A 26,985-nucleotide genomic window follows, 5' to 3' on the forward strand; every position below is an offset into this window, starting at 1 on the left:
TAGAATGAAGCGAAGGAGAACGATGTAATTATGGGACAGGGACACACTGCACCCCTTTATAAGGTTGTGGCGGAAGGCTCGATTACAACACCGAAGGGCTTTACAGCGGGCGGCATACACTGCGGCCTCAAAAAAACGACGCGCAATGACCTCGGCGCAATCGTATGCGAGGTTCCGGCGGCAGCGGCGGGCGTTTACACGACAAATGTTTTTCAGGCGGCACCGCTTAAGGTGACGCGCGAGAGCATTGGCGAAGGCGGCCGCCTGCGTGCTGTGCTGGTCAATAGCGGCAACGCCAATGCATGCACTGGCGAGCAGGGCGAGGCGGATGCCTATGAAATGCGCAATAAATTCGCTGAGCGTGTTGGCATTGCAGCAGATGAAGTGGCGGTAGCTTCTACCGGCGTCATTGGCGAGCTGCTCAAGATGGACAAAGTGCGCAGCGGCATCAGCGAGCTGCCAGCTAAGCTGGGTTCGGACAAGCAAGCGGCAGAAAGCTTCTGCCAAGCGATTTTGACGACCGATTTGGTGCAAAAAATGGTCTGTGTATCTGTTGAAATTGACGGACAGCTCATTCATATCGCTGGAGCGGCGAAAGGCTCCGGCATGATTCACCCGAATATGGCAACGATGCTTGGTTTCGTTACGACGGATGCGGCAATTGGCAGCGAGGCGCTGCAGCAGCTGCTGCGTGAAGCGACGAACCATACTTTTAATATGATTACGGTAGATGGCGACACAAGCACGAACGATATGCTCGTTGCGATGGCGAGCGGACTTGCCGGCAACAGCGAGCTTAATGCGCAGCATGAAGGCTGGGCAGCTTTCGGCGCGGCGCTTCGCCATGTGTGCGAGGTGCTTGCGAAAGCGATCGCGCGTGACGGCGAAGGCGCAACGAAGCTTGTCGAGGTTCAAGTGCGTGGAGCGGTTAGCGATGCATCGGCGCAAGCGATTGCGAAGACGGTCATAGGTTCTTCCCTTGTGAAATCGGCAGTGTTTGGCGCAGATGCGAACTGGGGCCGGATTATTGCGGCAGTAGGCCGCGCTGGCGAGCCTGTCAACCCGGATACGGTCGACATTTCGCTGGGCAGCATTGTGACGCTGCAGCAGTCAAAGCCGGTCGCTTTTGACGAGGAGAAGGCGCTGGAGTATTTGAAGGGCGATACGGTCGTCATTCATGTGGATCTGCATATGGAAGCAGGCGCAGCAACGGCTTGGGGCTGTGACCTGACTTATGACTACGTGCGAATTAATGCGGCTTACCGTACATAACGGTGCATGAGGCGGCATTAAGCGATAAAGGAGCTCATAATAGCATGACGCAACGATTTGTAATGAAATGCGGCGGCAGCACACTTGCTGCGCTGCCTGAATCCTTCTTCGGCGAGCTGCGGGAGCTGCAGCAATCTGGCGTTAGCCCGGTTATTGTACACGGCGGCGGACCGGCGATCTCGGAGACGCTGGCAAAGCTCGGCATTGAGACGGAGTTTGTCGGCGGCTTGCGCAAGACGAGCGAAGCGGTGCTGGATGTCGTCGAAATGGTTTTGTCGGGACGCATCAACAAGGAAATTGTACGGAAAATGTCTTCCTGCGGCGCACAGGCGCTCGGCTTATCCGGTGTGGATGGCCAGCTGATTACCGCACGTCCTGTGGCGAACGCCGATGAGATCGGCTTTGTAGGCGATGTGACGGACATTAACGCTGCTGTTATAGAAGGCGTGATGGCAATGGGTTATATTCCTGTTATCGCGCCTGTAGGCATTGATGCACAGGGGCAGCGCTACAACATTAACGCGGATACCGCGGCTGGGGCTGTAGCTTCCCATCTGGGTGTCCATCAAATGATCGTAGTAACCGATGTGCCGGGCATTATGCGCACGGTTGATGGTGTGAAGCAGGTGCTGCCTGTGGTCACCGTTGCCGATATTGACGAGATGATCGCAAGCGGAGAAATATATGGCGGAATGATTCCGAAGGTTCGCGCAGCTGTACAATGTATTCAAGGACAGGTGCAGGAAGTCGTCATCGTCAGCGGCGAGGAGCCAGGCGTATTGACTAAGGCAGTGCGCGAGGGTGGAGTCGGTACGCGTATTGTCAAAGGGGTTTAAATCGCGAGAGCGGGAGGGAGGATATAAACGATGAGTGAGAAAACAACATCTGCGGCAGTGGCAAATTCGCTGCTGCCTACTTATGCGAGATACCCAATCGCGCTGGTGAAGGGCGAAGGAAGCTGGCTGTGGGATGATCAGGGCAAGCGTTACCTCGATTTCATGAGCGGCATCGCCGTTACGAATTTGGGACATGCGCCTCGCAAAATCAAAGAAGCTTTAGTGAAGCAGCTCGATGAGCTGTGGCATGTATCCAACCTGTTTCATATTCCGAATCAGGAGGAAGCTGCTAAGCTGTTGACGGACAACAGCAGCGGCGACGCTGTATTTTTCTGCAACTCGGGCGCAGAGGCGAATGAAGCGGCAATCAAGCTGGCGCGCAAATACCAGCAGAAGATTAAAGGCAATGGCCGTTACGAAATCATTACATTCGAAAATTCCTTCCATGGACGGACGCTGGCAACCTTGACAGCGACAGGCCAAGAGAAGGTTAAGGAAGGCTTTGCTCCGTTGCCGGAGGGCTTCCGCTACATTCCTTACAATGATATTGAAGCTTTGGAAGCGGCAATCAGCGACAAAACAGCGGCAGTCATGCTGGAGTTGGTTCAGGCAGAGGGCGGCATTTATCCAGCTGATCCGGCATTTGTGCATGCCCTGTGCAAGCTGTGCCGCAAGCACGGCATTTTGCTTATTGTCGATGAGATCCAGACAGGCATGGGCCGTACAGGCAAGCTGTTCGCTTACGAGCATTACGGCATTGAACCGGATATTTTCACGCTGGCCAAAGGGCTGGGCAGCGGCTTCCCGGTAGGGGCGGCTGTGTGCAGGGAAGAGCTTCGCGAAGCGTTTGGCCCAGGAAGCCACGGTTCGACCTTTGGCGGAACACCTATCGCAACAGCTGTTGTGAAGGCGACGCTGGAGACGATTGTCGGCGACCGTCTGTCTGAGCGTGCGGAGGAGAAGGGCGAATATTTGACGTCGCAACTGAAAGCGAAGCTTGAAGGCAATCCTTTCGTGAAAGACATTCGCGGCAAAGGGCTGCTCGTAGGTATCGAATGCGCGGCACCAATCGCTGGCTTGCTTACTGCAGCGCAGGATAAAGGGCTGCTCGTCATTTCGGCGGGGCCGAGTGTCATCCGTCTGCTGCCAAATCTGCTCGTGACGAACGAGGAGATTGATCAAGCGGTGGGCATTTTGGCAGAGCTGCTGGCAGGCGCAGGCGACAATAAATAACAGCTATCATTAATAAAATGCATAGATGGAAGTGGAGGAGATACGATTGCAAGAAGCAGTAAAAGAAGAAATGGCTGCGAGCCTGAAAGGCCGCGATTTTCTCATGCTGGTCGATTATGCGCCAGCGGAAATCCGTTACCTGATCGATCTCGCTATCGAGCTTAAGCAAAAGCTGAAAGCGGGCGAAACGCATCATTTGCTTAAAGGAAAAACACTCGGGATGATTTTTGAAAAATCCTCGACGCGTACGCGCGTATCGTTCGAGACAGGTATTTACCAGCTCGGCGGTCACGGATTGTTCCTCAGCGGCAATGATTTGCAAATCGGGCGCGGCGAGTCCATTTGGGATACGGCACAGACGCTTTCCCGCTATTTGGACGGCATTATGATTCGTACATTCGCTCATCGCAAAGTAGTGGAGCTGGCGCGCGGTGCAACGATTCCGGTTATTAACGGCTTGACCGACCTTTCACACCCTTGTCAGGCGCTGGCCGACTACCAGACCATTCTGGAGCATAAAGGCAAGCTGGAAGGGCTGAAAGTGGCTTATATCGGCGATGGCAACAATATGGTTCACTCCCTGCTGATGGGAGCGGCTAAGCTGGGCATCGACATGTCGGTAGCAACTCCGGAAGGCTATGAGCCGGATGCGGACATCGTACAGCAAACGAAGGATCATGCAGCTGAGACAGGCTCGCGCATTCATGTGTGCCGCGATCCGAGAGAAGCAATTGAAGGCGCTGACGTCGTTTATACGGACGTATGGGCAAGCATGGGACAAGAAGCGGAGCAGAAGGAACGCGAGCTTGCTTTTGCCGCTTATCAAGTGAATGAAGCCTTGACTGCACATGCCAAGAAGGACTTTTTGTTCATGCACTGCCTGCCCGCACATCGCGGCGAGGAAGTGAGCGAGGGCGTCATTGACGGCGACCACTCGATCATTTTTGACCAGGCGGAAAATCGTCTTCATGCTCAAAAGGCCATCATGGCCGCCATTATGTAATAAAGCTTAACTCGGCGTTATTCGGCTTGCCACCCGCATAGCGGGATATTCGCCGAGATTATTCATATTGATTTTAAGGAGTGCGACAATAACAATGGCTAAGGAAAAAATCGTATTGGCATATTCGGGCGGTCTGGACACGTCCGTTATTCTCAAATGGCTGAAAGAAACGTATGATGCGGAAATTATCGCATTCACAGCAGACATCGGACAAAAGGATGAGCTAGACGGACTGGAAGCAAAAGCGCTTGCGACTGGCGCTTCGAAAGTTTATATCGACGATCTGCGCGATGAGTTCGCGTCTGATTTTATTTTCCCTATGTTCCAAGCTGGCGCTTTCTATGAAGGTCAATACCTGCTGGGAACTTCGATTGCCCGCCCGCTAATCGCGAAGCGTATGGTTGATATTGCCCGCGCTGAAGGTGCGACTATTATCGCTCACGGCGCGACTGGCAAAGGGAACGACCAAGTTCGTTTTGAGCTCGGCGTTGCTGCGCTTGCTCCTGATATTAAAGTGATTGCGCCTTGGCGTGAAGAGCAGTTCCGTGAAGAGTTCCCGGGACGCGCGGAAATGATCGCTTATGCGGAGAAGCACAACATTCCAGTTCAAGCTTCGGCAGCCAAGCCCTATTCCACTGACCGCAACCTGCTGCACATCAGCTTTGAGAGCGGAATGCTGGAAGATCCTTGGTTCGACCCTAGCTCCGATGAGAACAAAGATATGTTCGTGCTCAGCGTAGCGCCGGAAGATGCGCCGGATCAATCCGAATACGTGGAGCTGTCCTTTGAAGCGGGCAACTGTACGGCGATTAACGGCGAGTCGCTTACTCCGCTGCAAGTCATGGACAAGCTTAACGACTTGGGTGGCAAGCACGGTATTGGCCGCGTGGATATGGTCGAGAACCGCTTTGTCGGCATGAAGAGCCGTGGTGTGTATGAGACGCCAGGCGGCACGATCCTGTTCAGCGCCCACCGCAAAATGGAGTCGCTCACGATGGACCGTGAAGTCATGAATCTGCGTGATTCCCTCATTGCAAAATACAGTCAGCTTGTATATAACGGCTTCTGGTTTGCGCCTGAGCGTCTTGCGCTGCAAGCTCTTGTGCTGGAATCCCAGAAAAACGTGACTGGTACTGTGCGCCTGAAGCTGTACAAAGGCAATATCATTGGCGCTGGCGTACAAAGCCCTGTGAGCTTGTACAACCCAGAAATCGCTACGATGGAAGCTGATCCGACACAAGCCTATGATCAAGGCGATGCTACAGGCTTTATCCGCCTGAACGCGCTGCGTTTGAAAGTCGGAACGAAATACAGCGGTAAATAAAAATAAGTGTACGTCATTTATTAATAGATGCCGGAAGCAAAGGAGAGGCCGCTGCATGCAGCGGCCCCGCGCCTTTTCCGGGAGGGAGTGCGATAACGTGAGCAAGTTATGGGGCGGCAGATTTACGAAGAAGACCGATCAGCTGGTGGAGGAATATACAGCATCCATCCTGTTCGACAAGGAACTGGCGGAAGAAGATATTCAAGGCAGCTTGGCTCATGTAACGATGCTGGGCAAGCAGGGCATTTTGCCAGATAAAGATGTGGAGACGATTCAGGACGGCCTGCACCGCGTCTTGCAGCGCATTAAGCGCAATGATCTGGAGTTTTCGGTGTCCGACGAAGATATTCATATGAATATCGAGAAAACGCTCATTGACGACATTGGCTCGGTAGGCGGCAAGCTGCACACCGGACGCAGCCGTAATGACCAGGTTTCGACCGATATGCATCTCTATTTGCGCAAGCGTGTTGTTGAGTTTGTGGATTTGCTGCAAAAGCTGCAATCGTCGCTCGTAGAGCAGGCGAAAGCGAATACGGCTACAATCGTGCCGGGCTACACGCATTTGCAGCGTGCCCAGCCGATTTTGTTCGCCCATCATCTGATGGCTTACGTAGCGATGTTCGGACGCGACATTGAGCGCCTGCAAGACAGCTACAAACGCATTAATATGCTGCCGCTTGGCGCAGGCGCGCTTGCGGGAACGACGTTCCCAATCGATCGCCATTTTGTAGCGAGCCAGCTGAAATTTGATCGTGTTTATGAAAATAGTCTGGATGCAGTCAGCGACCGCGACTTTATTTTGGAATTTCTCTCCCATGCTTCGATCATTATGATGCATCTGTCGCGTCTGAGCGAAGAGCTCATCATGTGGTCCAGCACAGAGTTCAATTTCGTTGAGCTGGATGATGCATTCTGCACAGGCAGCAGCATTATGCCGCAGAAGAAAAATCCGGATGTGCCTGAACTAGTGCGCGGCAAAACAGGCCGTGTTTATGGCAACCTGGTTGGCCTGTTGACGGTTTTAAAATCGCTTCCGCTTGCGTACAACAAGGATATGCAGGAAGACAAGGAAGGCATGTTTGATACGGTTCGCACGCTGCAAGGCGCGCTGCAGCTGTTCGCGCCGATGATTGCGACGATGAAGGTCAACAAAGACCGGATGCGCCAAGCGGTCAATCAGGATTTCTCCAATGCGACGGATATTGCCGATTTCCTCGTGGGCAAAGGGCTGCCATTCCGCCAAGCGCATGAAGTTATTGGAAAAACGGTGCTTTATTGCATCGAGCAGGGCAAATACTTGCTAGATCTGAAGCTGGAGGAATTCAAGCAATTTTCCGAGCTGTTTGATGATCGCATTTATGCGGTGCTCCAGCCGGAGCAGGTTGTGGATGCCCGCAACGTCTATGGCGGCACAGCGACTGTACAGGTCGAAGCAGCTATCGGTCGTGCCGATGAGGACCTGCTGAAGGTAGCTGCATGGGTAACAGAATACGCTGAGCGCAGCCGTTAAGCTATGCTTAGGGTTTAAAATCAAAAATCTCCAAACCCGCCGTAAAGGTGGGTTTGGAGATTTTTTTGCTTTCTCGCGTGAGCTTGTGATCATGTAATCGCAAGTGTAGGTGCTTCTCCTTTAAGGGGCAAGTACAGGAGCGACGCGATGCTTCGTCCCTTGCTCGTATGAGTAAGCCAGCTTGATCAGTGTCGGCTCGCTGTATTCGCGGCCGAGGAATTCAATGCTCGCTCCGAGCCCTTCAGCTGTGTAGCCGGCAGGCACGGTAATGGCTGGGAACCCGGAGAACGGGCTGAGGCGATTGTTGCCGCCTGCATTTTGCGCTTCGCCAATCAATGCAGCTGTTTGCGTAGTGGATGGATAGACAATCGCATCCAGCTTATTGTCAGCCATCACCTTCAGCAGCGCGTCTTTTGTCGTTTTGGTACGGAACAGCACGATGTCCTTGTAATCCTCTGTATTCAGCGATTGCCGGGCATCACGTGTTTTGAGCGAAGCTTCCATCGATTTGTCGAATTGGCCGGAAGCGATAATTTCAGTAAGCGAGTGGTAAGGGGCTTTGGAGCCCAGCTCTGCCAAATATTCATTCAGCTGGAATTTGAATTCATAGCCGCTGAGGCTTGGATAAGCCATAATTTCCTTCAGGTTCGGAATGGTAACATTGACAGTTACCGCACCTAGTTTAGCTAAGTCTTTAACAGCTGCTTGTACCACTTCAGTGGTCGGCTGCTCCGCTTCTGTAGTACCGAATAGCTCTGTCGCCACTCCGATGCGTGCGCCCTTTAAGCCTTTTGCGTCCAGATAGCTCGTGTAGCTGCTTGGAATGTGGCTAATGCTTCCTGCTGTCGCTACGTCGTCAGGGTCATAACCGACCGTTGCATCGAGTACGATGGCTGCATCCGTTACGGTGCGGGTCATAGGTCCGCCTACGTCCTGCGACAGGGCGAGCGGAATGATGCCGTCGCGGCTGGAGAGGCCGATTGTTGGGCGAATGCCGACCAGACTGTTATAGGTCGATGGGATGCGGATGGAGCCGCCTGTATCGGTGCCCATGCCGATGACGCCGAAGTTTGCTGCAATGGCAGCGCCTGTGCCGCCGCTGGAGCCGCCGGGGTAGTGGTCAAGCGCATAAGGGTTCAAGGTTTGGCCGCCTAAGGAGCTGCTCGTTGTAATGCCGAATGCAAACTCATGCAAGTTGGCTTTGGCTAAAATAATGGCGCCAGCTGCCTTAAGCTTGGCAACCTGATCGGCATCCTCAGAAGGAATGGAATCCTTTAGGCACAGACAGCCTGCCGTCGTAGGCATATCATTCGTGTCATAGTTGTCCTTCACGATGACGGGAATGCCGTGCAGCGGGCCGCGAATGCCAGAGGCTGCGCGTTCTTTATCCAGCTCCTCGGCCATTTCGAGCGCCTTTGGATTGATCGTCAAAATCGCGTTCAGCTTAATGCCTTGGTCATCGTATTTCTCGATGCGATCCAAATATTGCTGAACCAGCTCTTTGTAGGTGAGCTTGCCTTGGGCGACAGCCTGCTGAATGCTGGCAATCGTCGCTTCCGGCAGCAGGAATGGCATGCTGTAATTATAAATGCGATAGGCAAGTGCATAGGCGCCCGCATAAGTCAGCGATTGGTTTGGTGCAAAATGGGATTGGTTCACGCCAAGCATCAGCTTCGCTTCCATAACTGCTCCTACTGATGAAGCATAGGATGCTTTATCCGGCACATCTTTATATGGCTCGGCAGCTGGGGACAAATGCAGTCCCTTTGCAATCATAACTGCAGCATCCTTGCGAGTGATGGTCGCCCCTTTCGCCGCAGCTGTAAACGTAGCGTCTCCGCCTGCGAGCTTGGCGCTTTGATCAAACAGTTTTTTTAGCTCCGCAGCTGGGATGAGCTTATCAGGGGAAATGCTGGCATCCCCCAGCTTAAGCTCTATCGCTTTCGTAGCTTCTCCTTGATAGACAGCTGCTGCCGCAGCAGCGGTAGAGGCTGTTAGAGGCCCTGTGAGCAGCAATGCGCCGGCAAGCAAAGCAGCACTGTGTTTTTTCCATGATGAAAGAAGATTTGGCATCTTTAAACTCCCTCTCTAATATGTAATGTAACCTAACATTAATAAAAGAGTATAGTAGGGGGCGTAGAGAGCGCAAGTCTTGAAAACCATCCAAGTAAGCGATTGAATAAGTATATTTCTAACTATATCGACGATTTAATCTCGTTATCTCATTATGTTAATAATAATGACATTATTTATAACTAAGAACCTATTCGCGTTATGTCTATGTTACATTTGCCGGGCATGAAATGAACACTAGCTAATGCCGTCTTCAAGCAGCGGCCCTGTCGGTGTGCCCGATCCATTTGGTGTACTCGGTGCGTTTGGAGCCGGATCGAGTTGTGGTGCTGGTGCTTGATCGGTGCCCCCTGCTTTCCCCGTGCCAATATGAATGACAGTAGGCTGGGCACGGTAAGTGTCGCGCGAAATGCGTTCCTTAATTGGAGGTTTGCCATTTTCCAGCGTCACTCTGAATGTGTCGACGACATAGCCGTTTCGTCCTGGAGCAATCACCTTGCGTGTGCCAGCTGGCAGCGCAGGGTCTTGAAGCTGCTGCACCTCTGGAGACAAAGTGCCGACGGTAACCGATTCAATGCGGTATTGGACATCCTCGGACATTTTTCCGAACAGTTTGATTGTCAGCTTGCGGCCCGCAGATGTTGCGCGAATGACGATGTACTTGTCCGTTGAATTGCGAAATCGAAAGTTTATGGCGCCGTCGGCATAGGTAGCGTCTTGTCCAACGGGCAAATAAGAGACGGGCAGCGAGTGGTTGCGTCTTTCGACAATTTCAAGGCCTGCGCGCAGTGCGGCGTTGTAAAGTGTGCTGGACACTTGGCAGATGCCGCCGCCGATACCGGGAACAAGCTTGCCGTTCAAGATGACGGGAGCTTCCCGAAAGCCGTATTTTTCCTCAACCCTGCGAATGACTTTGCTGTAATCAAAAATTTCGCCCGGAGCCAGCAGCCAGTTGTCGAGAGCCGCCGCCGTTGAGGCGACATTATAGGCGCGGCCCTCGGCGCTTGCAGCAAAGTCGGTCGTGAATGACATCAGTTTGCGCTCAACCCCTTGCGCCTTAAGCTGCTCGAGCGTGACGGAAGGAGACAGGGTAAGGATAGGAAGCTCAGTGTTATATGCCGCTTGCTCCGCAGGGGATTTAGCATCGGCGGCGAGCCAAAGCCAGCTCTTCACGTCAGCGGATAGTCGGCTCATTTCAATACGGTATGCTTCTGCTTCCGGCTCATAAAAAATTTCATCCTGGTCCGTAATAATACGAGCAGCGTCCTTGGGCTCATTTTGCTCCAGCCAGCCCCACTGCTGGCGAATAAGCTTTTCGAACAAAGCTTGATCAAACGTCTGCGCAAGCTCAAAGTTTCGCGGAAAATGATAGCGGTATTTCACTGCTTCCCATAACTCTCCTTTGCCAAGCTGCTGCAAAGCCCTGCGCACCTCGGAGGTATCGGCCTTGTAGCCAAACGCTTCGGCCTTCCACGTGCGCCTGTCCGAGCCGGCATTGCCGGTAGCGACCGTCAGTTCACGCGCTCCAAGCGCCTGCTCATAGTCATTCAGCAGTTTAATCGCTTCTGGAATAGGCAGCCCGCCAATATTCAGCCCTCCCGCCGTTACGCCTGCCGGCACGGTGCGCTGCTCGGCATAATACGTGAGTCCACCTGAGCTGACGGACGCTGCAAGCAGCAGGGCAAATACAAAAATGCTGATGAGATGCAATTTTTTCAATGGGACAATCCCCCTTCCTTCGGGTCAAGCAAAAATGACTTCGTCGTCCTTCTGGGACGAGCGAAGAGCTTTGCCCTAGAATTCTAAGCGGATAAAAGATGAAACTTTTAAATTCTTAGAATTCAAGGTGAAACGGCTTTCGCCGTCCTTTGGCGGCGCAGCTCGTTTCACTCCGAGAAATATAAGCCCATTTATAAGTGCGTAACTTATAAATTCTTATATTTCAAAAGTGACTCTGTTATGTATATGCAAGCAGCTAGAATGAATATGAGAATTGTGAAAAATGAGGAAAGAAACCGTCGAAAAGAAAGGATTTACCACGTCATTGTCGAATTACTAATGCTGACTAAAAACAGGATGTGATAACGTGATTGAAATGCAAGACATTTGGAAGACTTACGTCGACGGTACTCATGCACTGCGAGGGGTGTCCGTACGCATAGATCGCAATGAATTTGTGTATTTGGTAGGGCCTTCCGGGGCAGGGAAATCAACCTTCATGAAGCTGATCTATCGCGAGGAAGTGCCTACGAAAGGGCAGCTTTCTGTAAATGGTTTTAATATAGGCAAGCTGAAGCCGCGCAAAATTCCATTTGTACGGCGGAACATAGGCGTTATTTTTCAAGATTTTAGATTGCTTCCGAAGCTGACCGTGTTTGAAAATGTCGCTTTTGCGATGGAGGTTATCGAAGCTCCCAAGCGGATTATCAAAAAAAGGACGATGGAGGTTCTCGATCTCGTCGGCCTCAAGCATAAGCATGCCAGCCTGCCGGCCCAGCTTTCAGGGGGAGAGCAGCAGCGTGTGTCGATTGCCCGGGCAATAGTGAATAACCCGTCGGTTATTGTAGCGGACGAGCCTACCGGCAATTTGGACCCGGAGACGTCCATGGAAATTATGGCTTTGCTGGAGGAAATCAACTTTCGCGGCTCGACCATCGTCATGGCGACGCATAACCGCGATATTGTAAACAGCTTGCGCAAGCGTGTCATCGCAATCGAGAATGGCTTGGTCGTTCGGGATGAGGCAAGAGGGGAGTACGGTTATGAAATTTAGAACCCTGCTCCGCCACCTTAGAGAAGGCTGTAAAAATATTATTCGCAACGGCTGGATGTCGTTTGCTTCCATCAGCTCGATTTTTATTTCGTTGTTTTTGCTCGGGGCTTTTATGCTGCTGGCGCTGAATGTCAACAATTTTGCCTCCTCGGTGGAGAGCAAGGTGGAAATTCGCGTATTTCTGCAGCTGGATATAGACAAGGCGAAGATGGATGAGGTCGAGAATAAAATCCGCCTCATTCCTGAGGTGAAGAAGGTTACGCTGGTTACGAAGGAACAGGGGCTCGAGGAGCTTCGTAAAAACTTGAGCGACGAAGGCTTGCTTGACGGTTATGACGATGCGAGTAATCCGCTCCCGGACTCTTTTACCGTAGAAGTATTCAATCCCCAGTCTGTCAGCAATGCAGCTGCGCAGATCGAAGCACTTAACACAGGCGATGAAACAGCGCCTATTACGAGCGTGAAATATGGGGAAGGCAAAATCGAAACGCTGTTCAAAATTACGAATGCGGTACGTACCATTGGCCTCGTGATCGTGCTTGCGCTTACTGTAACCGCTATGTTCCTCATTTCCAACACGATTAAAGTGACGATTGTTGCTAGACGCCGGGAAATTGGCATTATGAAATTGGTAGGCGCGACGAATGCGTTTATCCGCTGGCCGTTTTTTATTGAAGGTGCGCTTATTGGCATGATTGCTTCGATATTGACCACAGTTGTGCTGCTCATCAGCTACGCACAATTTGTTACATTGACGCAGGAGGGACTGGGGCTGATGATGCTTAGTCTCGTATCGGTTCAGGAAGTAGGACTTCAAATTAGCGGTGTATTGATTGGACTTGGCACCTTGATCGGCATATGGGGCAGTACGATATCCATTCGAAAATATTTGAAAGTGTAGGTGGAAGCGTCGGTGAAGAGAAGAAATCTAATCGTTCTTATGGTGATAATGACGGTATTGCTTGTACAGCCACTGAGCAGCAGTGCCGCATCGCTGGACAGCATTAATAAGCAGCTTTCGGATGCCAAGAAGGCCATTGACAAGGCGCAGAAGGAAGCTGATGCAACAGAGCAGCAAAAGACGGAAGTATCGACACTCAAATCTGATGTACAAGCTTCTATCAAAGCCGTATTGGCACAGCTGGATGCTGTTGTAGTCAATATGAATAATACGCAAGCAAAGGTTGATCAAACGGAGTCGGAGCTGCAACAGGCAGGCGCGGAGCTGGTAGAAGCGGAAGGCCGTGTCAAAACACGCGACATTCTGATTCAGCAGCGTCTGCGGCTTATGTACGAGAACGGCTCGGTGTCGTATCTTGACGTCTTGCTGAATGCAAGCAGCTTTTCCGATTTTATCGACCGCTTCGATTCGCTCCAGCTGATTTTAAGCCAAGATCGCAGCATTTTAGAGCAAAACAAGGTTGATCAGGCTTTGGTTGAGGAGAAAAAAGCGGAGGTCGAGCACAAGCTTGAAGAAGTCAAAACGATGTACACCAAGCTGCAAAACTACCAAAGCGATCTAGCGAAAAAAGAAGCCGAGAAAAACAAGCTCGTTGCTGAATATGATCATCAGCTTGAGGATCTCGAAGATATAAGCGCAGAGCAGGAAGCGCTAATGATTGAATTTGCACAGAAGGTATCCGAGCTGGAAGCCGAGAAGGTGGCGAAGCTGGAAGCGGAAAGAATCGCGAGGGAAAAAGCTGCTGCAGCTGCGGCGGCGGCTGCGGGTAAGGGCAATGGCAGCAGCGGAGGCGGAAGCGGCGGTACGGTCTATACGGGCGGTAAGCTGGGCATGCCTATTTTTGACTCTTATCGTGTCAGCTCGGGCTATGGCTATCGGATTCACCCGATTACGGGTGCCAAGAAGCTCCATACCGGCATCGATTTTGCAGCTCCGCAGGGAACGGCTATTCATGCAGCGGAAAGCGGCGTTGTTATTATGGCGCAGCGCTGGAGCGGTTATGGCAATGCCGTCATTATCGACCATGGCGGCGGCATGTGGACGCTGTATGGCCATATTCGCGAAGGCGGCATTAAAGTAAGCAAAGGCGACAGTGTTACAAAAGGCCAAAAAATTGCCGAGGTTGGCAGTACGGGCAATTCCACCGGACCGCATTTGCATTTTGAGGTGCGTATTAACGGGACAACAACCGATCCAAGCAGCTATTTAAAATAGGACGATCAGCAACAAGCGGCAGCCTTCGGGCTGCCCTTGTTCGAAATACAAGCAATTATACATGACTTTATAATAAGTCAGCTTCTATTTCTGCTTCTGCGTGAAACGAGCGTTGCCGTCAAAGGATGGCAGCGCCGTTTACGCTTGAAATATAAGCATTTATAAGTTACCCACTTATAATGGGCTTATATTTCAACGCGAAACGGAAGCTTGGCCGCCAGAGGACGGCGACAGCCGTTTACGCTTGAAATATAGAGAAAGGATATTCTAACGCTATCCATTCTCTATATTTCTCGGAATGAAAAATATGGAATGAGCAGGTCGCTGGTCGGACGCAAATAAATGGACAGAACTTGTCATATACTAGGGCGTGTCCTCCAAGCGGGAAGGCATGAACCGAAGTAGGTTCTATTTAATGCTGTGGTCAAACGAGAAGGTGGTGTCCTGAATATGCAGTTTAGAGGCCGTACAGTCATTGCTTTTGTAATGATTACGATGCTCGCTTCTGTTCTGGTCACGCTTGTAGTGGCTCGCGATCTTGTCGTGAGCAGCTACCAGGCGTCAGGCTCCGCTCCGGCAGCTGCCGAAACTAGCGGGCAACATGATCTGAATGAAGCCGAGATTGACAAAATGAATGCGGTGCTTGATTTGATTGAAACCAAATATGTGAAGAAGACGGATCGTGAAGAGCTGGTAGACGGCGCAGTCAAAGGCATGCTGGAATCGCTGGATGATCCTTACTCCGTTTATATGGAGAAGACGTCAGCGCAGCATTTTTCCGAATCCATCGAAGGATCTTTCACAGGTATTGGTGCGGAAGTGACGCTGCAAAACGGCAAGCTCGTCGTCGTATCCCCGATCAAAGGCTCTCCTGCCGAACGGGCGGGACTGCTGGCGAAGGATGTCGTCATTTCGGTCAATGGAGAGAAGCTGGAGGGTCTTGGGCTGAATGAGGCCGTAGACAAAATTCGTGGCCCGAAAGGGACGAAGGCCAAGCTGCAGATCCAGCGGGTGGGCACAAGCGAATCGATCCAGCTGATTTTAATACGGGATGATATTGATGTGGAAACCGTATATGCCCATTTGTCCGATGACCGGATTGGCGTCATTGAAATCCGTCAGTTTTCGCTCAATACGGCCGAACGCTTCAAGGAAGAGCTTGCCCGTCTGGAGCAGGAAGCGAAGCAGCAGGCAGCAGGGCAGGCTCAGGTACAGTCTGGTGCCCAGGTCAGCGAAGGAGCAGGCGATAAGGGACGGCAAGGGCTTAAGGGCCTCGTAATTGACGTCCGCAATAACCCTGGCGGCGTATTGCCGGTCGTTGTAGAAATTGCCGAGCAGTTTATTGCGAAGGGCAGTGCGATTGTTCAGGTGGAGGATCGCGACGGCAAGCGGGAGAAGACATTGTCCAAGGGCAGCCGCAAAGCTTATCCGGTCGCCGTAGTCATGAACAAAGGCAGCGCCAGCGCCTCGGAAATATTGGCTGGTGCGCTGGGCGAGGAAGCCGGTGCGATACTGGTCGGCGAGACGACGTTCGGCAAAGGAACGGTACAGGTGAGCTACAATAAAGCGCTGGGCGATGGCAGTCTTGTGAAAATGACGATTGCCAAGTGGCTGACGCCAGAAGGCATCTGGATTCATGAGAAGGGCGTTGAGCCGACCGTGGCCGTAGCCCCGCCTTCGCTTTACACCGTTGCGCGGCTGACGATAACCGAAACGCTGAAGCGCGATATGAACAATGAGCAAATTCGCAGTGCGCAAATTATGCTTAAAGGGCTTGGGTATGAGCCGAAGCGCGATGATGGTTATTTCAATGAGGAAACCGTGCAAGCCGTTAAGCAATTTCAGCGAAACTCAAGTCTTCCGGTGACGGGAGAACTGGACAAGTCAACAGCCGCAGCATTGGAGAAGGCGGTTATTGCATGGATTAAAGACAAGAACAACGATGTGCAGCTTCGGGAAGCGATTGAACGGGTAGGCAGGAAATAACGCCTCGTTGTCGAATCCATTACAAGGTTGACTCTGTCTTCGGAGTCAGCCTTTTCTTTTGAATCGGCAGCAGGTGTGAGACGGGAAAATGCCGCAAAGGCGGCTTGAGGAATAAGTTGGTAAAAATGAAGGAGTGTATGCGGTGAATCAGGCTCTTGCTTTGTTGCAGCAATTCCAGCTGGCGTTGCTTCAACTGCTGGTACAACCTTTTTATTATGTGGCTATTTTATTTATTTTGCTCCAATACACAAAGCAGATTAAGCTTGAACGGCAATTGTTCGCCGTCAAGCTGCATATATGGCCCCGGCTGCTTGGCCGGGCAATCGTCACAGGCTTGCTGGTAGGACTAGCTGTATCCCTTGTAGGCGCGTTTATTGGCGTTGCAGTTACCCAGCAATCAGTGATGTGGTTATGGGGCGTCTCAGCGCTGCTCATGCTGTTTCGCATCCGTTATTTATGCTTCGCTTATGCTGCCGGCGTACTTGGCCTGCTGCAGTGGATCGTTGGGTTTACGCCGCTGGCTTCGGGCGAAGGCATAGCCAGTCAAGCTGCAGCTTCTCTCGCCGCCATGGATATGACGGGGTTGTTCATGCTGGTAGCTCTGCTGCACTTGGCAGAGGCGCTGCTTGTGCGAAATCAGGGCGGCAAGCTGGCGACGCCACTGTTCCTCTCGGGCAAGAGAGGGAAAATTGTCGGCGGCTACATGCTGCAAAGCTTTTGGCCGGTGCCTTTGCTGCTGCTCGTTCCTGTTGGTGGAGGTGCAGGCACTGGCGCTGCAACAGCAGCCTTGCCGTGGACGCCGCTGCTCGGCGCAGACTGGTCGCAGGGCTGGACGATTGCCGCGCTGCCGATGATTATCGGCTTTAGCGAATTGACACGCTCGATGCTGCCTGAGGAGAAGGCCAGACACGCCGCGAAAGGCTTGCTGCTTTACAGCGTCGCACTCGCAGCAGCAGCTTTGCTGGCTTGGTGGCTGCCCGTGCTGCTGCCAATTGCCGCGCTCTGCTCGCTGCTGCTCCATGAAGCGATCATTTGGCGCAGCCGCAGGCTGGAAAATGCCAGCAGCCCGCTATTCGTCCATGACCAGCGCGGCTTGCGCTTGCTAGGCATTTTGCCGCAAACGCCGGCTGAGGCCCTGGGGCTTCAAGCTGGAGAAATTATTTCCAAGGTTAATGGTGTTCGCGTGCATTCGAAGGCTGATCTGCATGCCGCGCTGCATCTCAACTCGGCTTTCTGCAAGCTGGAAGTGCTGAACTATGCGGGTGAAGTAAAGTTTGTGCAGCGCGCGCGTTATGAAAATGAGCATCATCAGCTCGGAGTTATTTTGGCGCCAGACGAGGATGCAAATTTCTATGCGGCCTCAGGCCCTGCCTCGCTGATTGACTTGTTGAAGCACAAGCGTACGGCGCATCGCCGGGGTTCATCTAAAGTGTCGGCTTCTGAAAATAATGCTACGTCTGGCGAAAAAACGCCAGTATAGCACAAGCTTCAGTACTACCGTTCTAAATGGCTTTTGTCTAGGCTTGCTTGACAGGCTAATAGCAAATATTGTTCCAAAAGCGTGGTGACAGATTTTTCGATTCTGTCCCTACGCTTTTTATTTGGCCTCATGTAGGGAAATTTAGCTGGTTGCATCGGAGAATGCTTAGAGCTATAATAAACGGGAACACATATTCTTATAAAAGAGTAGATTTGCCTGAATGAAATGGAATTACTTGTAACAGCATGAACAAATTGAGGCTTGCTGCTTCTTTTGCACGATATTGACTATAATGATAGATAGCTGAGGAACGAAGAAGGAGTGGATGGCTGAAGTGAGTAATCTTGCACCGCAAGCCCGTAACTTTGAGATTAAGTCCGACTATACGCCGCAAGGCGACCAGCCGCGTGCTATTAAGCAGCTGGTTGAAGGCGTTGAAGCAGGACAGAGATTTCAAACGCTGCTTGGGGCGACTGGAACGGGAAAGACCTATACGATTGCCAATATGATTGCGCAGGTGAATCGGCCTACGCTCGTTATTGCGCATAACAAGACGCTCGCAGCGCAGCTGTGCAGCGAATTTAAGTCTTTTTTCCCCGATAATGCAGTTGAGTATTTCGTCAGCTATTACGATTATTTTCAGCCGGAAGCTTATATTCCTTCAACCGATACGTATATTGAGAAGGATTCGAGCATCAATGAAGAGATTGATAAGCTGCGCCACTCTTCGACCAGCTCGCTGTTCGAACGCAGAGACGTTATTGTTGTAGCCAGCGTTTCCTGTATCTATGGCTTAGGTTCGCCGAAGGAGTACGGCAGCATGCTGCTGTCGCTGCGCGTAGGGATGGAGAAGCCCCGCGATGCGATTTTGCATAAGCTGGTCGATATTCAATATCAGCGCAACGATATTAACTTTATTCGCGGGACATTCCGTGTCCGCGGCGATATTATAGAGATTTTTCCCGTTGCCAATAATGAGCGGGCGATTAGAATTGAACTGTTCGGCGACGAGATTGAACGGATTACGGAAATTGACGTATTGACCGGCGAGATCGTGGGCGAGCGTGAGCATGTAGCGATTTTTCCAGCGTCTCACTTTGTAACTCATGAGGAGACGATGAAGCTTGCGCTCGTTAATATTGAGCGAGAGCTGGAGGAGCGGCTTGCTGAGCTTAAGGAAGCGGGAAAGCTGCTGGAGGCGCAGCGGCTTGAGCAGCGTACGCGCTATGATATTGAGATGATGAGCGAGATGGGTTTTTGCTCAGGCATCGAGAACTATTCGGGTCCATTGACGTTCCGGGAACGGGGAGCAACGCCTTATACGCTCTTCGATTATTTTCCGGATGACATGCTCATTGTGATTGATGAGTCGCATGTATCGCTGCCGCAGATTCGCGCCATGTACAATGGCGACCGGGCTAGGAAGGAAATGCTCGTCAATCACGGTTTCCGGCTGCCATCGGCGATGGACAATCGGCCGCTTAAGTTTGAGGAGTTTGAGGCGAAGGCTAAGCAGACGATTTATGTCTCTGCTACACCGGGGCCTTTTGAACTGGAGCAATGCCCGACAATGGTAGAGCAAATTATTCGCCCTACCGGCCTGCTTGATCCGATCATTGAGCTTCGGCCAACGAAGGGGCAGATCGATGATTTGCTGGGCGAAATTCGCGATCGGGTAGCGAAGGATGAACGGGTATTGGTGACGACGCTGACGAAGAAGATGGCGGAGGATCTAACCGATTATTTTAAGGAAATTGGCGTGAAGGTGCGTTATTTGCACTCGGATATTAAGACGCTGGAGCGGATTGCGATATTGCGCGATCTAAGGCTTGGCGTGTTCCACGTGCTGGTGGGCATTAACCTGCTTCGGGAAGGACTTGATTTGCCCGAAGTATCGCTGGTAGCGATTTTGGATGCGGATAAGGAAGGCTTCCTGCGCTCAGACCGCTCGCTCATTCAAACGATTGGACGCGCGGCACGCAACAGCGAAGGCCGGGTTATCATGTACGGCGATAAGGTGACGGATTCTATGGGCCGTGCGATGAAGGAAACGGAACGTCGGCGGACGATTCAAGAAGCTTTTAACGAGAAGCATGGCATTACGCCGCAGACGATTCGCAAGAAAGTATTGGAAGTGATTGAAGCGACCAAGGTTGCCGAGCAGAAGGCCGATTATTTGGCGGATGCCGGATCTGGCAAGATGTCGAAGAAAGACCGTCAGTCGATGATTAATAGATTGGAAGTTGAAATGAAGGATGCGGCGAAAAACCTGCAATTTGAGCGGGCAGCCGAGCTTCGGGACGCGTTGCTGGAACTGCGTGCAGGATTGTAGAAGCGAAGCAAGAGGATGGATAGGATAGAGGAGGAAATAAGATTGGGTAGCGACAAAATTGTAGTCAAAGGCGCTCGTGCACACAATTTGAAAAATATTGATGTCACCATTCCGCGCGACAAGTTTGTTGTATTAACGGGATTGAGCGGCTCAGGCAAATCGTCCCTTGCATTTGATACGATTTACGCCGAAGGACAGCGCCGTTATGTGGAGTCCTTATCTGCCTATGCCAGACAGTTTCTCGGCCAGATGGAGAAGCCCGATGTGGATTCCATTGAAGGCTTGTCTCCGGCCATTTCGATTGACCAGAAGACGACTAGCCGCAATCCTCGTTCGACTGTAGGTACGGTAACGGAAATTTACGATTATCTACGCTTGCTGTTCGCGCGGATTGGCAAGCCGCATTGTCCGGAGCATGGGATCGAGATTACTTCGCAGACCGTAGGACAAATGGTTGACCGTATTATGGAATATCCCGAGAAGACGAAGCTGCAAATTTTGGCTCCACTCGTATCCGGCCGCAAGGGCGAGCATACGAAGCTGTTTGCCGATATTCAGAAGCAGGGCTTTGTCCGTGTTCGTGTAAATGGCGAGCTGCGCGAGCTCAGTGAGAAGATCGAGCTGGAGAAAAATAAAAAACATAGCATTGAGGTCGTTGTCGACCGCATCGTTGTGAAGGCAGACGTCCACAGCCGCTTGGCTGATTCAATAGAAACGGCGCTTAAATTAGCTGATGGCCGGGTGCTCGTTGACGTAATGGAGAAAGAAGAGCTGTTGTTCAGCTCAAACCTGGCTTGTCCAGTATGCGGCTTTAGCGTAGAGGAGCTCGCGCCGCGGATGTTTTCGTTCAACAGCCCGTTCGGTGCTTGTCCGGATTGCGACGGTTTAGGCGCGAAGATGATCGTCGATCCAGATTTGCTCGTTCCCGATACGAGCAAATCCATTAAAGATGCAGCATTTCTTGCCTGGGCCGGAAGCACATCCAATTATTATCCGCAGTTTTTAAGCTCGGTTTGCGAGCATTATGACATTCCACAGGATGTGCCCGTTTCTGAGCTCAGCGACGAGCAAATGAATAAGCTGCTTTATGGTACGGGCGGAGAACGCGTTCGCTTCCTATATGAAAACGATTTTGGTCATCGTAAAGAGGCTTATGTGCCGTTTGAAGGTATCGTTAACAATTTGGAGCGGCGCTACCGCGAGACGGCGTCTGATTCCATGCGGGAATATATCGAAGCTTATATGAGTGCCAAGCCATGTGGCGGCTGCAAAGGCCAGCGGCTGCGCAAGGAAACACTAGCTGTAACGATTGCCTCCCAGAACATCGCTCACGTCACTTCACTTTCTATTGGCGATTCGCAGCGTTTCTTCGAAGGATTGGTATTAACGGAGAAGGAACAAACGATTGCCAATCTGATTTTGAAGGAGATCAACAGCCGGCTGGGCTTCCTTGTCAATGTCGGGCTTGAATATTTGGCAATGAACCGTGCGGCTGGGACGTTGTCCGGCGGTGAAGCGCAGCGAATTCGATTGGCAACGCAGATCGGTTCGAGCCTGATGGGCGTTCTCTATATTTTGGATGAGCCGAGTATCGGACTTCATCAGCGGGACAATGATCGGCTGATTGAGACGCTTGTGCACATGCGGGATATCGGCAATACCCTTATTGTTGTAGAGCATGATGAGGATACGATGCTGGCGGCTGACTACATTATCGACATTGGCCCTGGTGCGGGCATTCATGGCGGTACCGTTATCGCCGAAGGAACACCAGCGGAGATTATGCACAATGAGCATTCGTTGACAGGCCAATATTTGAGCGGGCGCAAGTTTATTGAGGTACCGCTGGAGCGCCGCGCTGCGGGCGATAAGTGGCTGGAAGTTCGCGGTGCGAAGGAAAATAATTTGCGCGGGGTCAATGTGAAAATTCCGCTTGGCATTTTTACGGCGGTTACTGGCGTATCTGGTTCGGGCAAATCGACCTTCGTCAATGAAATCGTATATAAGACGCTTGCTCGTGATTTGAACCGAGCGAGAACACGTCCAGGACAATATAAGGAAATGCGCGGTATCGAGCATTTGGAGAAGGTCATCGACATTGACCAATCGCCGATTGGCAGAACGCCGCGCTCGAACCCCGCTACGTATACAGGCATGTTTGATGACGTTCGCGACCTTTATGCCTCGACTAATGAGTCCAAGGTACGGGGCTATAAGAAGGGCAGATTCAGCTTTAATGTGAAGGGCGGCCGCTGCGAGGCTTGCCGTGGAGATGGCATTATCAAGATTGAAATGCATTTCCTGCCTGACGTGTACGTTCCTTGTGAAATTTGCAAAGGCAAGCGTTACAATCGCGAAACGCTGGAAGTGAAATATAAAGGCAAGAGCATTGCTGATGTTCTCGAAATGACGATTGAGGATGGCTGCAAGTTTTTTGAAAATATTCCGAGAATCCAGCGCAAATTGCAGACGCTGCTTGATGTAGGCTTAGGCTATATGCGCCTGGGACAACCTGCAACTACATTGTCTGGCGGTGAAGCACAGCGTGTTAAGCTGGCTTCCGAGCTGTATCGCCGGAGTACGGGCAAAACGATGTACATTTTGGATGAGCCGACGACAGGCTTGCATGCTGATGATATTGACCGTCTGCTAATGGTGTTGCACCGCCTTGTTGATTCGGGTGAATCGGTACTCGTCATTGAGCATAATCTGGATGTTATTAAGACAGCTGATTATTTGATCGATTTGGGCCCGGAAGGCGGAAGCGGCGGCGGAATGATCGTGGCAACGGGAACGCCTGAGGAAGTGGCCAAGGTAGACAAGTCCTATACAGGAAAATACCTGAAGCCTATTATGGAGCGTGACCGGGAACGGACTATTCAGCGGCGCGAGACGGAATCTTCCGTTGCTGCAGCATCTAATTAAGCTTAGTATTATGAGGCTAGCCAACCGATGGGGGCTAGCCTTTTTTCTATGTTTGATTTTTCCTCTAGCTACATTTCATGACGGCCGCAGGTTATAAGGTTGGACAAAGCTGGACACCGTATAAGGAGATAGCAGCAAAGCCTCCTGCTAGCGGTTAGTCAGGATGCGGCGTACTTCATGGACAAACGTGACAAAGTTGTTACGAAAACAGATTCGGACTTGCGTCAGACGCATGGAAAAGATAACATATAGGTTAGGATAGGATGAGTATGGCCAAATGGATTTTTTAAAATATAGGAAAGGATATGATGTTTCCATCCTTTCTCTATATTTCTCGGAATGAAACGCGCCGCGCCGTCAGAGGACGACGAAAGCCGTTTCACCTTGGTTTGGAAGACTGGTCCTAAAGCAAGTGGAATGGAGCAAAAGCTTAACTGTGGGAGGGGTCATTCAAATGTTTTTGGCAGAAGAAGCAGCACAAACGACCAGCAACATTAACACGTTTGACTGGTTCATGCTTGCGTTTACAATTTTGTTATTGATCGGCTTTGTCCGGTTGGTCAAAGAGCGCAAGAAGAACATTTTTGCGATTGGTTTCACAGCTGTATCTTTGGGATTGTTTTTGTTTATTGATTACATCATGATCGCCAAAGTATGGTTGGCATAAGGAAAAACAAAAAAAGTTCGTCCAAGTTGAATCCAACCTGGGCGGACTTTTTTTGTTGCCTACTTGACAATATACCAGTGATCCGATAGGATTTAAATCAAAACTGACTGACGAGTCAATCAATGGAGGCGATGCTTTATCGGAACCGTAGATCGGAATACGGCGAACAATGCGGAGCGCAAACACCAGATTATGGAGTCCGCACTGAAGCGTTTTGCCCTTTATGGTTACCATTCGACGAAAGTTTCGGATATTGTAGCGGATGCAGGGGTTGCACAAGGCACTTTCTATTGGTATTTCAAAAGCAAAGAAGCGATAGCTATAGAAATTGTACAGGATGGTCGGGAGCGGCTGCTAACGGTTATTGGACAAGGCTACCGTAAAAATGCTGGTTCGGTGCAGGACATGGTTTCGGCCTCCGAGCATTTGCTGACTGAGCTGTTCCATTTTGCTAAGGAAAATCGTTATTTAATGAGCATGCTGCTGGATGGCACGGGATTCAGCGAAGTCGTTAGACAAGAAATAACGGTTACTCAAATGGCGATGGAACAATCTTTTGTACTCAATATTGAACGTGCCACTGAGCTGGGCATGCTGCCGGCTACCATTGATGCCAAGCTGCGAGCAGCATTTCTGATGAGCCTTATTGAAGGCGTATTGTCTCGTTGGCTGTTTCGCAGCACGCCGGAAAGCGATGCTATCGCGGTGAAATCTGCGGAATTGCTGGCTGCAGAAACGGCGCGCTTTGAATTTTTCGGATTATTAGGCATTTAGCTGCATTTCCCTGAGAAAGCCGGACACATTAATAAGCAACAATATAAATATTAGAGAAGCTATGAAGGAGAGAGTGGAAGATGAGGATTCAAATGAAAAAAACAACATTATGGATGATGACAGCTATTTTGCTGCTAACGGTTATTGTGGCGGGCTGCGGTTCGAAGAACAGCAACAGCGGCAATGCGGGTTCGGCATCGCCAACAGCGGAAGCAGGAGCAACTGCTTCTTCTAATTTGCTGGAGCAGGTGAAACAGGCTGGTGTACTTAAGGTGGGGTTAATGGGAACCTATGCCCCGTATAACTTTTTGAACGAAAACAAGGAAATGGATGGCTTCGACGCGGATATTGCCAAAGAAATTGCGAAGCGCCTTGGCGTTAAAGCCGAGTTTGTCGCACAGGAGTTTTCCGGCATGATTGCCGGTCTGCAGGCGAAGAAATTTGATGTCGTCATTAGCCAAATGACGATTACTGACGAGCGCAAGGAGCAGATGGATTTTACCGAACCGTATATTACGAACTCTGTCAAAATTATCGTTGCCGAGAAAAACGATACAATTACGAAGCTGGCTGATTTTAAAGGCAAAAACATTGGCGTAGGCCTTGGTACGAACGACGAAACGTATCTTCGCAAAACGGTGCTGCCTGAAGTCGGCAACTTCACCATCAAAACCTATGACGATGTCATTACGTCGCTGCAGGATTTGAATGCAGGCCGTATCGATGCGACGATCAACAATATGTATGCTCTGAAGCCGATCGTCGAGAAAAATGGCTTTAAAATCAAAGCGGTTGGCGATCCAATCAAATCGGACAATGCAGGCATTGCAGTGCGCAAAGACAATCCTGAATTCCGCGACGCGCTGAATGAAGCTTTGAAGGCGATGAAAGCAGACGGCACGTATAAAACTATTTTTGTAAAATGGTTCGGCGAGGAGCCAGCGGCTGAATAAGCCCGGCTCTCGTCAACATTTTTCGCTCATATGAAGGGAACCTTCACGATATGAATCTCGTTTTTGAAAATTTCTTTTTCCTGCTTAAGGGCGCTTATTATACGCTGCTGCTGACGATGATGTCGATGTTTTTTGGCCTTATTATCGGCGGAGTAGTAGCGATTGCCCGTTTGAAAGGCAACAAACCGGTTCAATGGCTGGCTCGGGGGTACGTCTCGATTATTCGGGGCACCCCGGTGCTTATCCAAATTTTTGTCGTTTATTATGGGCTGGTTGATTACGGCATTGTATTCGGGCCGCTTACGGCGGCAACACTAGCGCTAAGCATTAATGTGGGTGCGTATTTATCGGAGACGTTCCGCGGGGCGATTGTGTCCATTCCAAAAGGACAGATGGAGGCCGCTTATGCAACGGGCATGACCTCATGGCAGGCGCTGTACCGGATCGTGCTTCCGCAGGCGGCAAGGGTGGCTATTCCGCCAATGGGCAATACGTTTATCGGAATGCTCAAGGAGACCTCGCTCGTTTCATTTATTACTGTAACCGAGCTGCTGCGCCAGGCGAATTTGCTTATCGCGCAGTATTACGTCAATATGCCGTTTTATATCGGAATTGGAGTCATGTATTGGGTGATGAGCACCGCTTTTTCAGCTATTTTGGAAGCTATTGAGAAGCGCTTGTCCAAAGCTTATTAAAAATATAAGAAATGATAAGTTTCACTCTTATAATGGGCTTATATTTCATCGCGAAACGGAAGCTTTTCCGCCAGAGTACGGCGACAGCCGTTTACGCTTGGGTTGGGGCGTGAGAAATACAATGATTACGACAGAAAAATTAACGAAGTCCTTTCAAGGCACCGAGGTGCTGAAGGGGATTAATCTTCAAGTCAACGCTGGGGAGATCATTGTGCTGCTCGGGCCAAGCGGTTCGGGAAAAAGCACACTGCTTCGCTGCCTGAATGGGCTGGAGACGCTGAGCGGAGGCAGTATTGAGATGAACGGTGTTCACCTGAATACACAAATGAAGCCACGCGAGCGCACGCAGAATGTCCGAACCATTCGCCGCCATAGCGGGATGGTCTTTCAGCAGTTTAACTTGTACCCGCACAAAACGGCGCTAGGCAACGTCATTGAATCACTGCTCATCGTGAAAAAGCTGCCCAAAAGCGAAGCCATCGCTATCGGCAAAAAAATGCTGGAGCGCGTCGGGTTGGAAGGCAAGCTGGATGAATATCCGTCCAGGCTGTCTGGCGGGCAGCAGCAGCGGGTAGCGATTGCCCGGGCGCTCGCGATGGAGCCGGACGTTTTATTGTTTGACGAGCCGACATCGGCGCTTGATCCGGAATTGGTCGGCGAGGTGCTCGATGTCATGCAGCAGCTGGCGCGCGAAGGGATGACGATGCTGGTGGTGACGCATGAAATGGCTTTCGCTCGCCATGTCGCGAACCGGGTTGTGTTTATGGATGACGGGCAAATTGTCGAGGAGGCTGCGCCGGAGATATTTTTCGACCATCCAGCTACCGAACGGGCCCGACGATTTCTAAATAAGCTGGGCCAGCACAGAGGGGTGCAGCAAGAGCAGCAATAACGAACAACAGAACATTATAAAATAAGTTTCACATAACGAAGCGACCTAGGCAATACACGAACTTCAGAGTTAAAGTAG

General features: G+C 51.1%; 20 protein-coding genes. 18 read left to right on the forward strand and 2 right to left on the reverse strand.

Features of this window, described 5'->3' with window-relative positions:
* Positions 1-30 precede the first annotated feature (30 nt).
* From argJ to argH, 6 genes are all read left to right on the forward strand, one after another.
* A complete protein-coding gene (argJ, locus tag AC6B99_RS15660) occupies positions 31-1,272 on the forward strand; it encodes a bifunctional glutamate N-acetyltransferase/amino-acid acetyltransferase ArgJ (protein ID WP_494860787.1) in 1,242 nt (413 codons plus the stop codon).
* 44 nt (positions 1,273-1,316) lie between these two features.
* The gene (gene argB, locus AC6B99_RS15665; protein ID WP_056036956.1) at positions 1,317-2,108 is read left to right on the forward strand and encodes an acetylglutamate kinase; all 792 of its coding nucleotides are present in this window, start codon (positions 1,317-1,319) and stop codon (positions 2,106-2,108) included.
* Between the two features lie 30 nt (positions 2,109-2,138).
* On the forward strand, positions 2,139-3,341 hold the full coding sequence (argD, locus tag AC6B99_RS15670) for an acetylornithine transaminase (protein ID WP_496663697.1): 1,203 nt from the start codon (positions 2,139-2,141) through the stop codon (positions 3,339-3,341).
* A 25-nt stretch (positions 3,342-3,366) separates the two neighbouring features.
* On the forward strand, positions 3,367-4,344 hold the full coding sequence (argF, locus tag AC6B99_RS15675; protein ID WP_056036959.1) for an ornithine carbamoyltransferase: 978 nt from the start codon (positions 3,367-3,369) through the stop codon (positions 4,342-4,344).
* A gap of 94 nt (positions 4,345-4,438) precedes the next feature.
* Positions 4,439-5,668, forward strand: coding sequence for an argininosuccinate synthase (locus AC6B99_RS15680; RefSeq protein WP_046229721.1), 1,230 nt, complete (start codon positions 4,439-4,441; stop codon positions 5,666-5,668).
* Between the two features lie 97 nt (positions 5,669-5,765).
* Positions 5,766-7,181 carry an argininosuccinate lyase gene (gene argH / locus AC6B99_RS15685; protein WP_056037105.1) on the forward strand — a complete coding sequence of 472 codons (1,416 nt, stop codon included), beginning with the start codon at positions 5,766-5,768 and terminating at the stop codon, positions 7,179-7,181.
* A gap of 120 nt (positions 7,182-7,301) precedes the next feature.
* On the opposite strand, the gene AC6B99_RS15690 is transcribed toward argH, so the two are convergent.
* On the reverse strand, positions 7,302-9,254 hold the full coding sequence (locus tag AC6B99_RS15690; RefSeq protein ID WP_496663698.1) for an amidase family protein: 1,953 nt from the start codon (positions 9,252-9,254) through the stop codon (positions 7,302-7,304).
* Positions 9,255-9,491: 237 nt separating this feature from the next.
* Complete coding sequence (locus AC6B99_RS15695) at positions 9,492-10,973, reverse strand: VanW family protein (protein ID WP_496663699.1); 1,482 nt, start codon at positions 10,971-10,973, stop codon at positions 9,492-9,494.
* Positions 10,974-11,340: 367 nt separating this feature from the next.
* On the opposite strand from AC6B99_RS15695, the gene ftsE reads away from it, so the two are divergent.
* The 12 genes from ftsE to AC6B99_RS15755 all read left to right on the forward strand — a co-directional run bounded on the left by ftsE (position 11,341) and on the right by AC6B99_RS15755 (position 26,907).
* Entirely contained in the window at positions 11,341-12,027 is a 687-nt protein-coding gene (gene ftsE, locus AC6B99_RS15700; protein WP_046229739.1) for a cell division ATP-binding protein FtsE, read from the forward strand.
* Positions 12,017-12,928 (forward strand): permease-like cell division protein FtsX, encoded by a 912-nt coding sequence (gene ftsX / locus AC6B99_RS15705; protein WP_496663700.1) that lies wholly within the window; start codon positions 12,017-12,019, stop codon positions 12,926-12,928. Before ftsE ends, ftsX begins: the two co-directional genes overlap by 11 nt.
* Positions 12,929-12,940: 12 nt before the next feature.
* The gene (locus tag AC6B99_RS15710; RefSeq protein ID WP_063892575.1) at positions 12,941-14,203 is read left to right on the forward strand and encodes a murein hydrolase activator EnvC family protein; all 1,263 of its coding nucleotides are present in this window, start codon (positions 12,941-12,943) and stop codon (positions 14,201-14,203) included.
* Between the two features lie 450 nt (positions 14,204-14,653).
* The gene (locus AC6B99_RS15715; protein WP_056036967.1) at positions 14,654-16,189 is read left to right on the forward strand and encodes a S41 family peptidase; all 1,536 of its coding nucleotides are present in this window, start codon (positions 14,654-14,656) and stop codon (positions 16,187-16,189) included.
* Positions 16,190-16,331: 142 nt separating this feature from the next.
* Positions 16,332-17,669, forward strand: coding sequence for a PDZ domain-containing protein (locus tag AC6B99_RS15720; protein WP_496663701.1), 1,338 nt, complete (start codon positions 16,332-16,334; stop codon positions 17,667-17,669).
* Between the two features lie 334 nt (positions 17,670-18,003).
* Positions 18,004-20,001, forward strand: a complete 1,998-nt coding sequence (gene uvrB, locus AC6B99_RS15725) for an excinuclease ABC subunit UvrB (RefSeq protein ID WP_056037112.1) — start codon at positions 18,004-18,006, stop codon at positions 19,999-20,001.
* A 42-nt stretch (positions 20,002-20,043) separates the two neighbouring features.
* Positions 20,044-22,926 (forward strand): excinuclease ABC subunit UvrA, encoded by a 2,883-nt coding sequence (gene uvrA / locus AC6B99_RS15730; RefSeq protein WP_056036969.1) that lies wholly within the window; start codon positions 20,044-20,046, stop codon positions 22,924-22,926.
* Between the two features lie 454 nt (positions 22,927-23,380).
* Complete coding sequence (locus AC6B99_RS15735) at positions 23,381-23,593, forward strand: hypothetical protein (RefSeq protein ID WP_056036971.1); 213 nt, start codon at positions 23,381-23,383, stop codon at positions 23,591-23,593.
* Between the two features lie 192 nt (positions 23,594-23,785).
* On the forward strand, positions 23,786-24,367 hold the full coding sequence (locus tag AC6B99_RS15740; RefSeq protein WP_496663702.1) for a TetR/AcrR family transcriptional regulator: 582 nt from the start codon (positions 23,786-23,788) through the stop codon (positions 24,365-24,367).
* A gap of 80 nt (positions 24,368-24,447) precedes the next feature.
* Positions 24,448-25,320, forward strand: coding sequence for a transporter substrate-binding domain-containing protein (locus AC6B99_RS15745; RefSeq protein ID WP_494860772.1), 873 nt, complete (start codon positions 24,448-24,450; stop codon positions 25,318-25,320).
* 50 nt (positions 25,321-25,370) lie between these two features.
* Entirely contained in the window at positions 25,371-26,015 is a 645-nt protein-coding gene (locus tag AC6B99_RS15750) for an amino acid ABC transporter permease (protein ID WP_056036976.1), read from the forward strand.
* Positions 26,016-26,136: 121 nt separating this feature from the next.
* Positions 26,137-26,907 (forward strand): ATP-binding cassette domain-containing protein, encoded by a 771-nt coding sequence (locus tag AC6B99_RS15755; protein WP_494882409.1) that lies wholly within the window; start codon positions 26,137-26,139, stop codon positions 26,905-26,907.
* Positions 26,908-26,985: the final 78 nt, after the last annotated feature.

This window comes from Paenibacillus liaoningensis, from assembly GCF_059609455.1.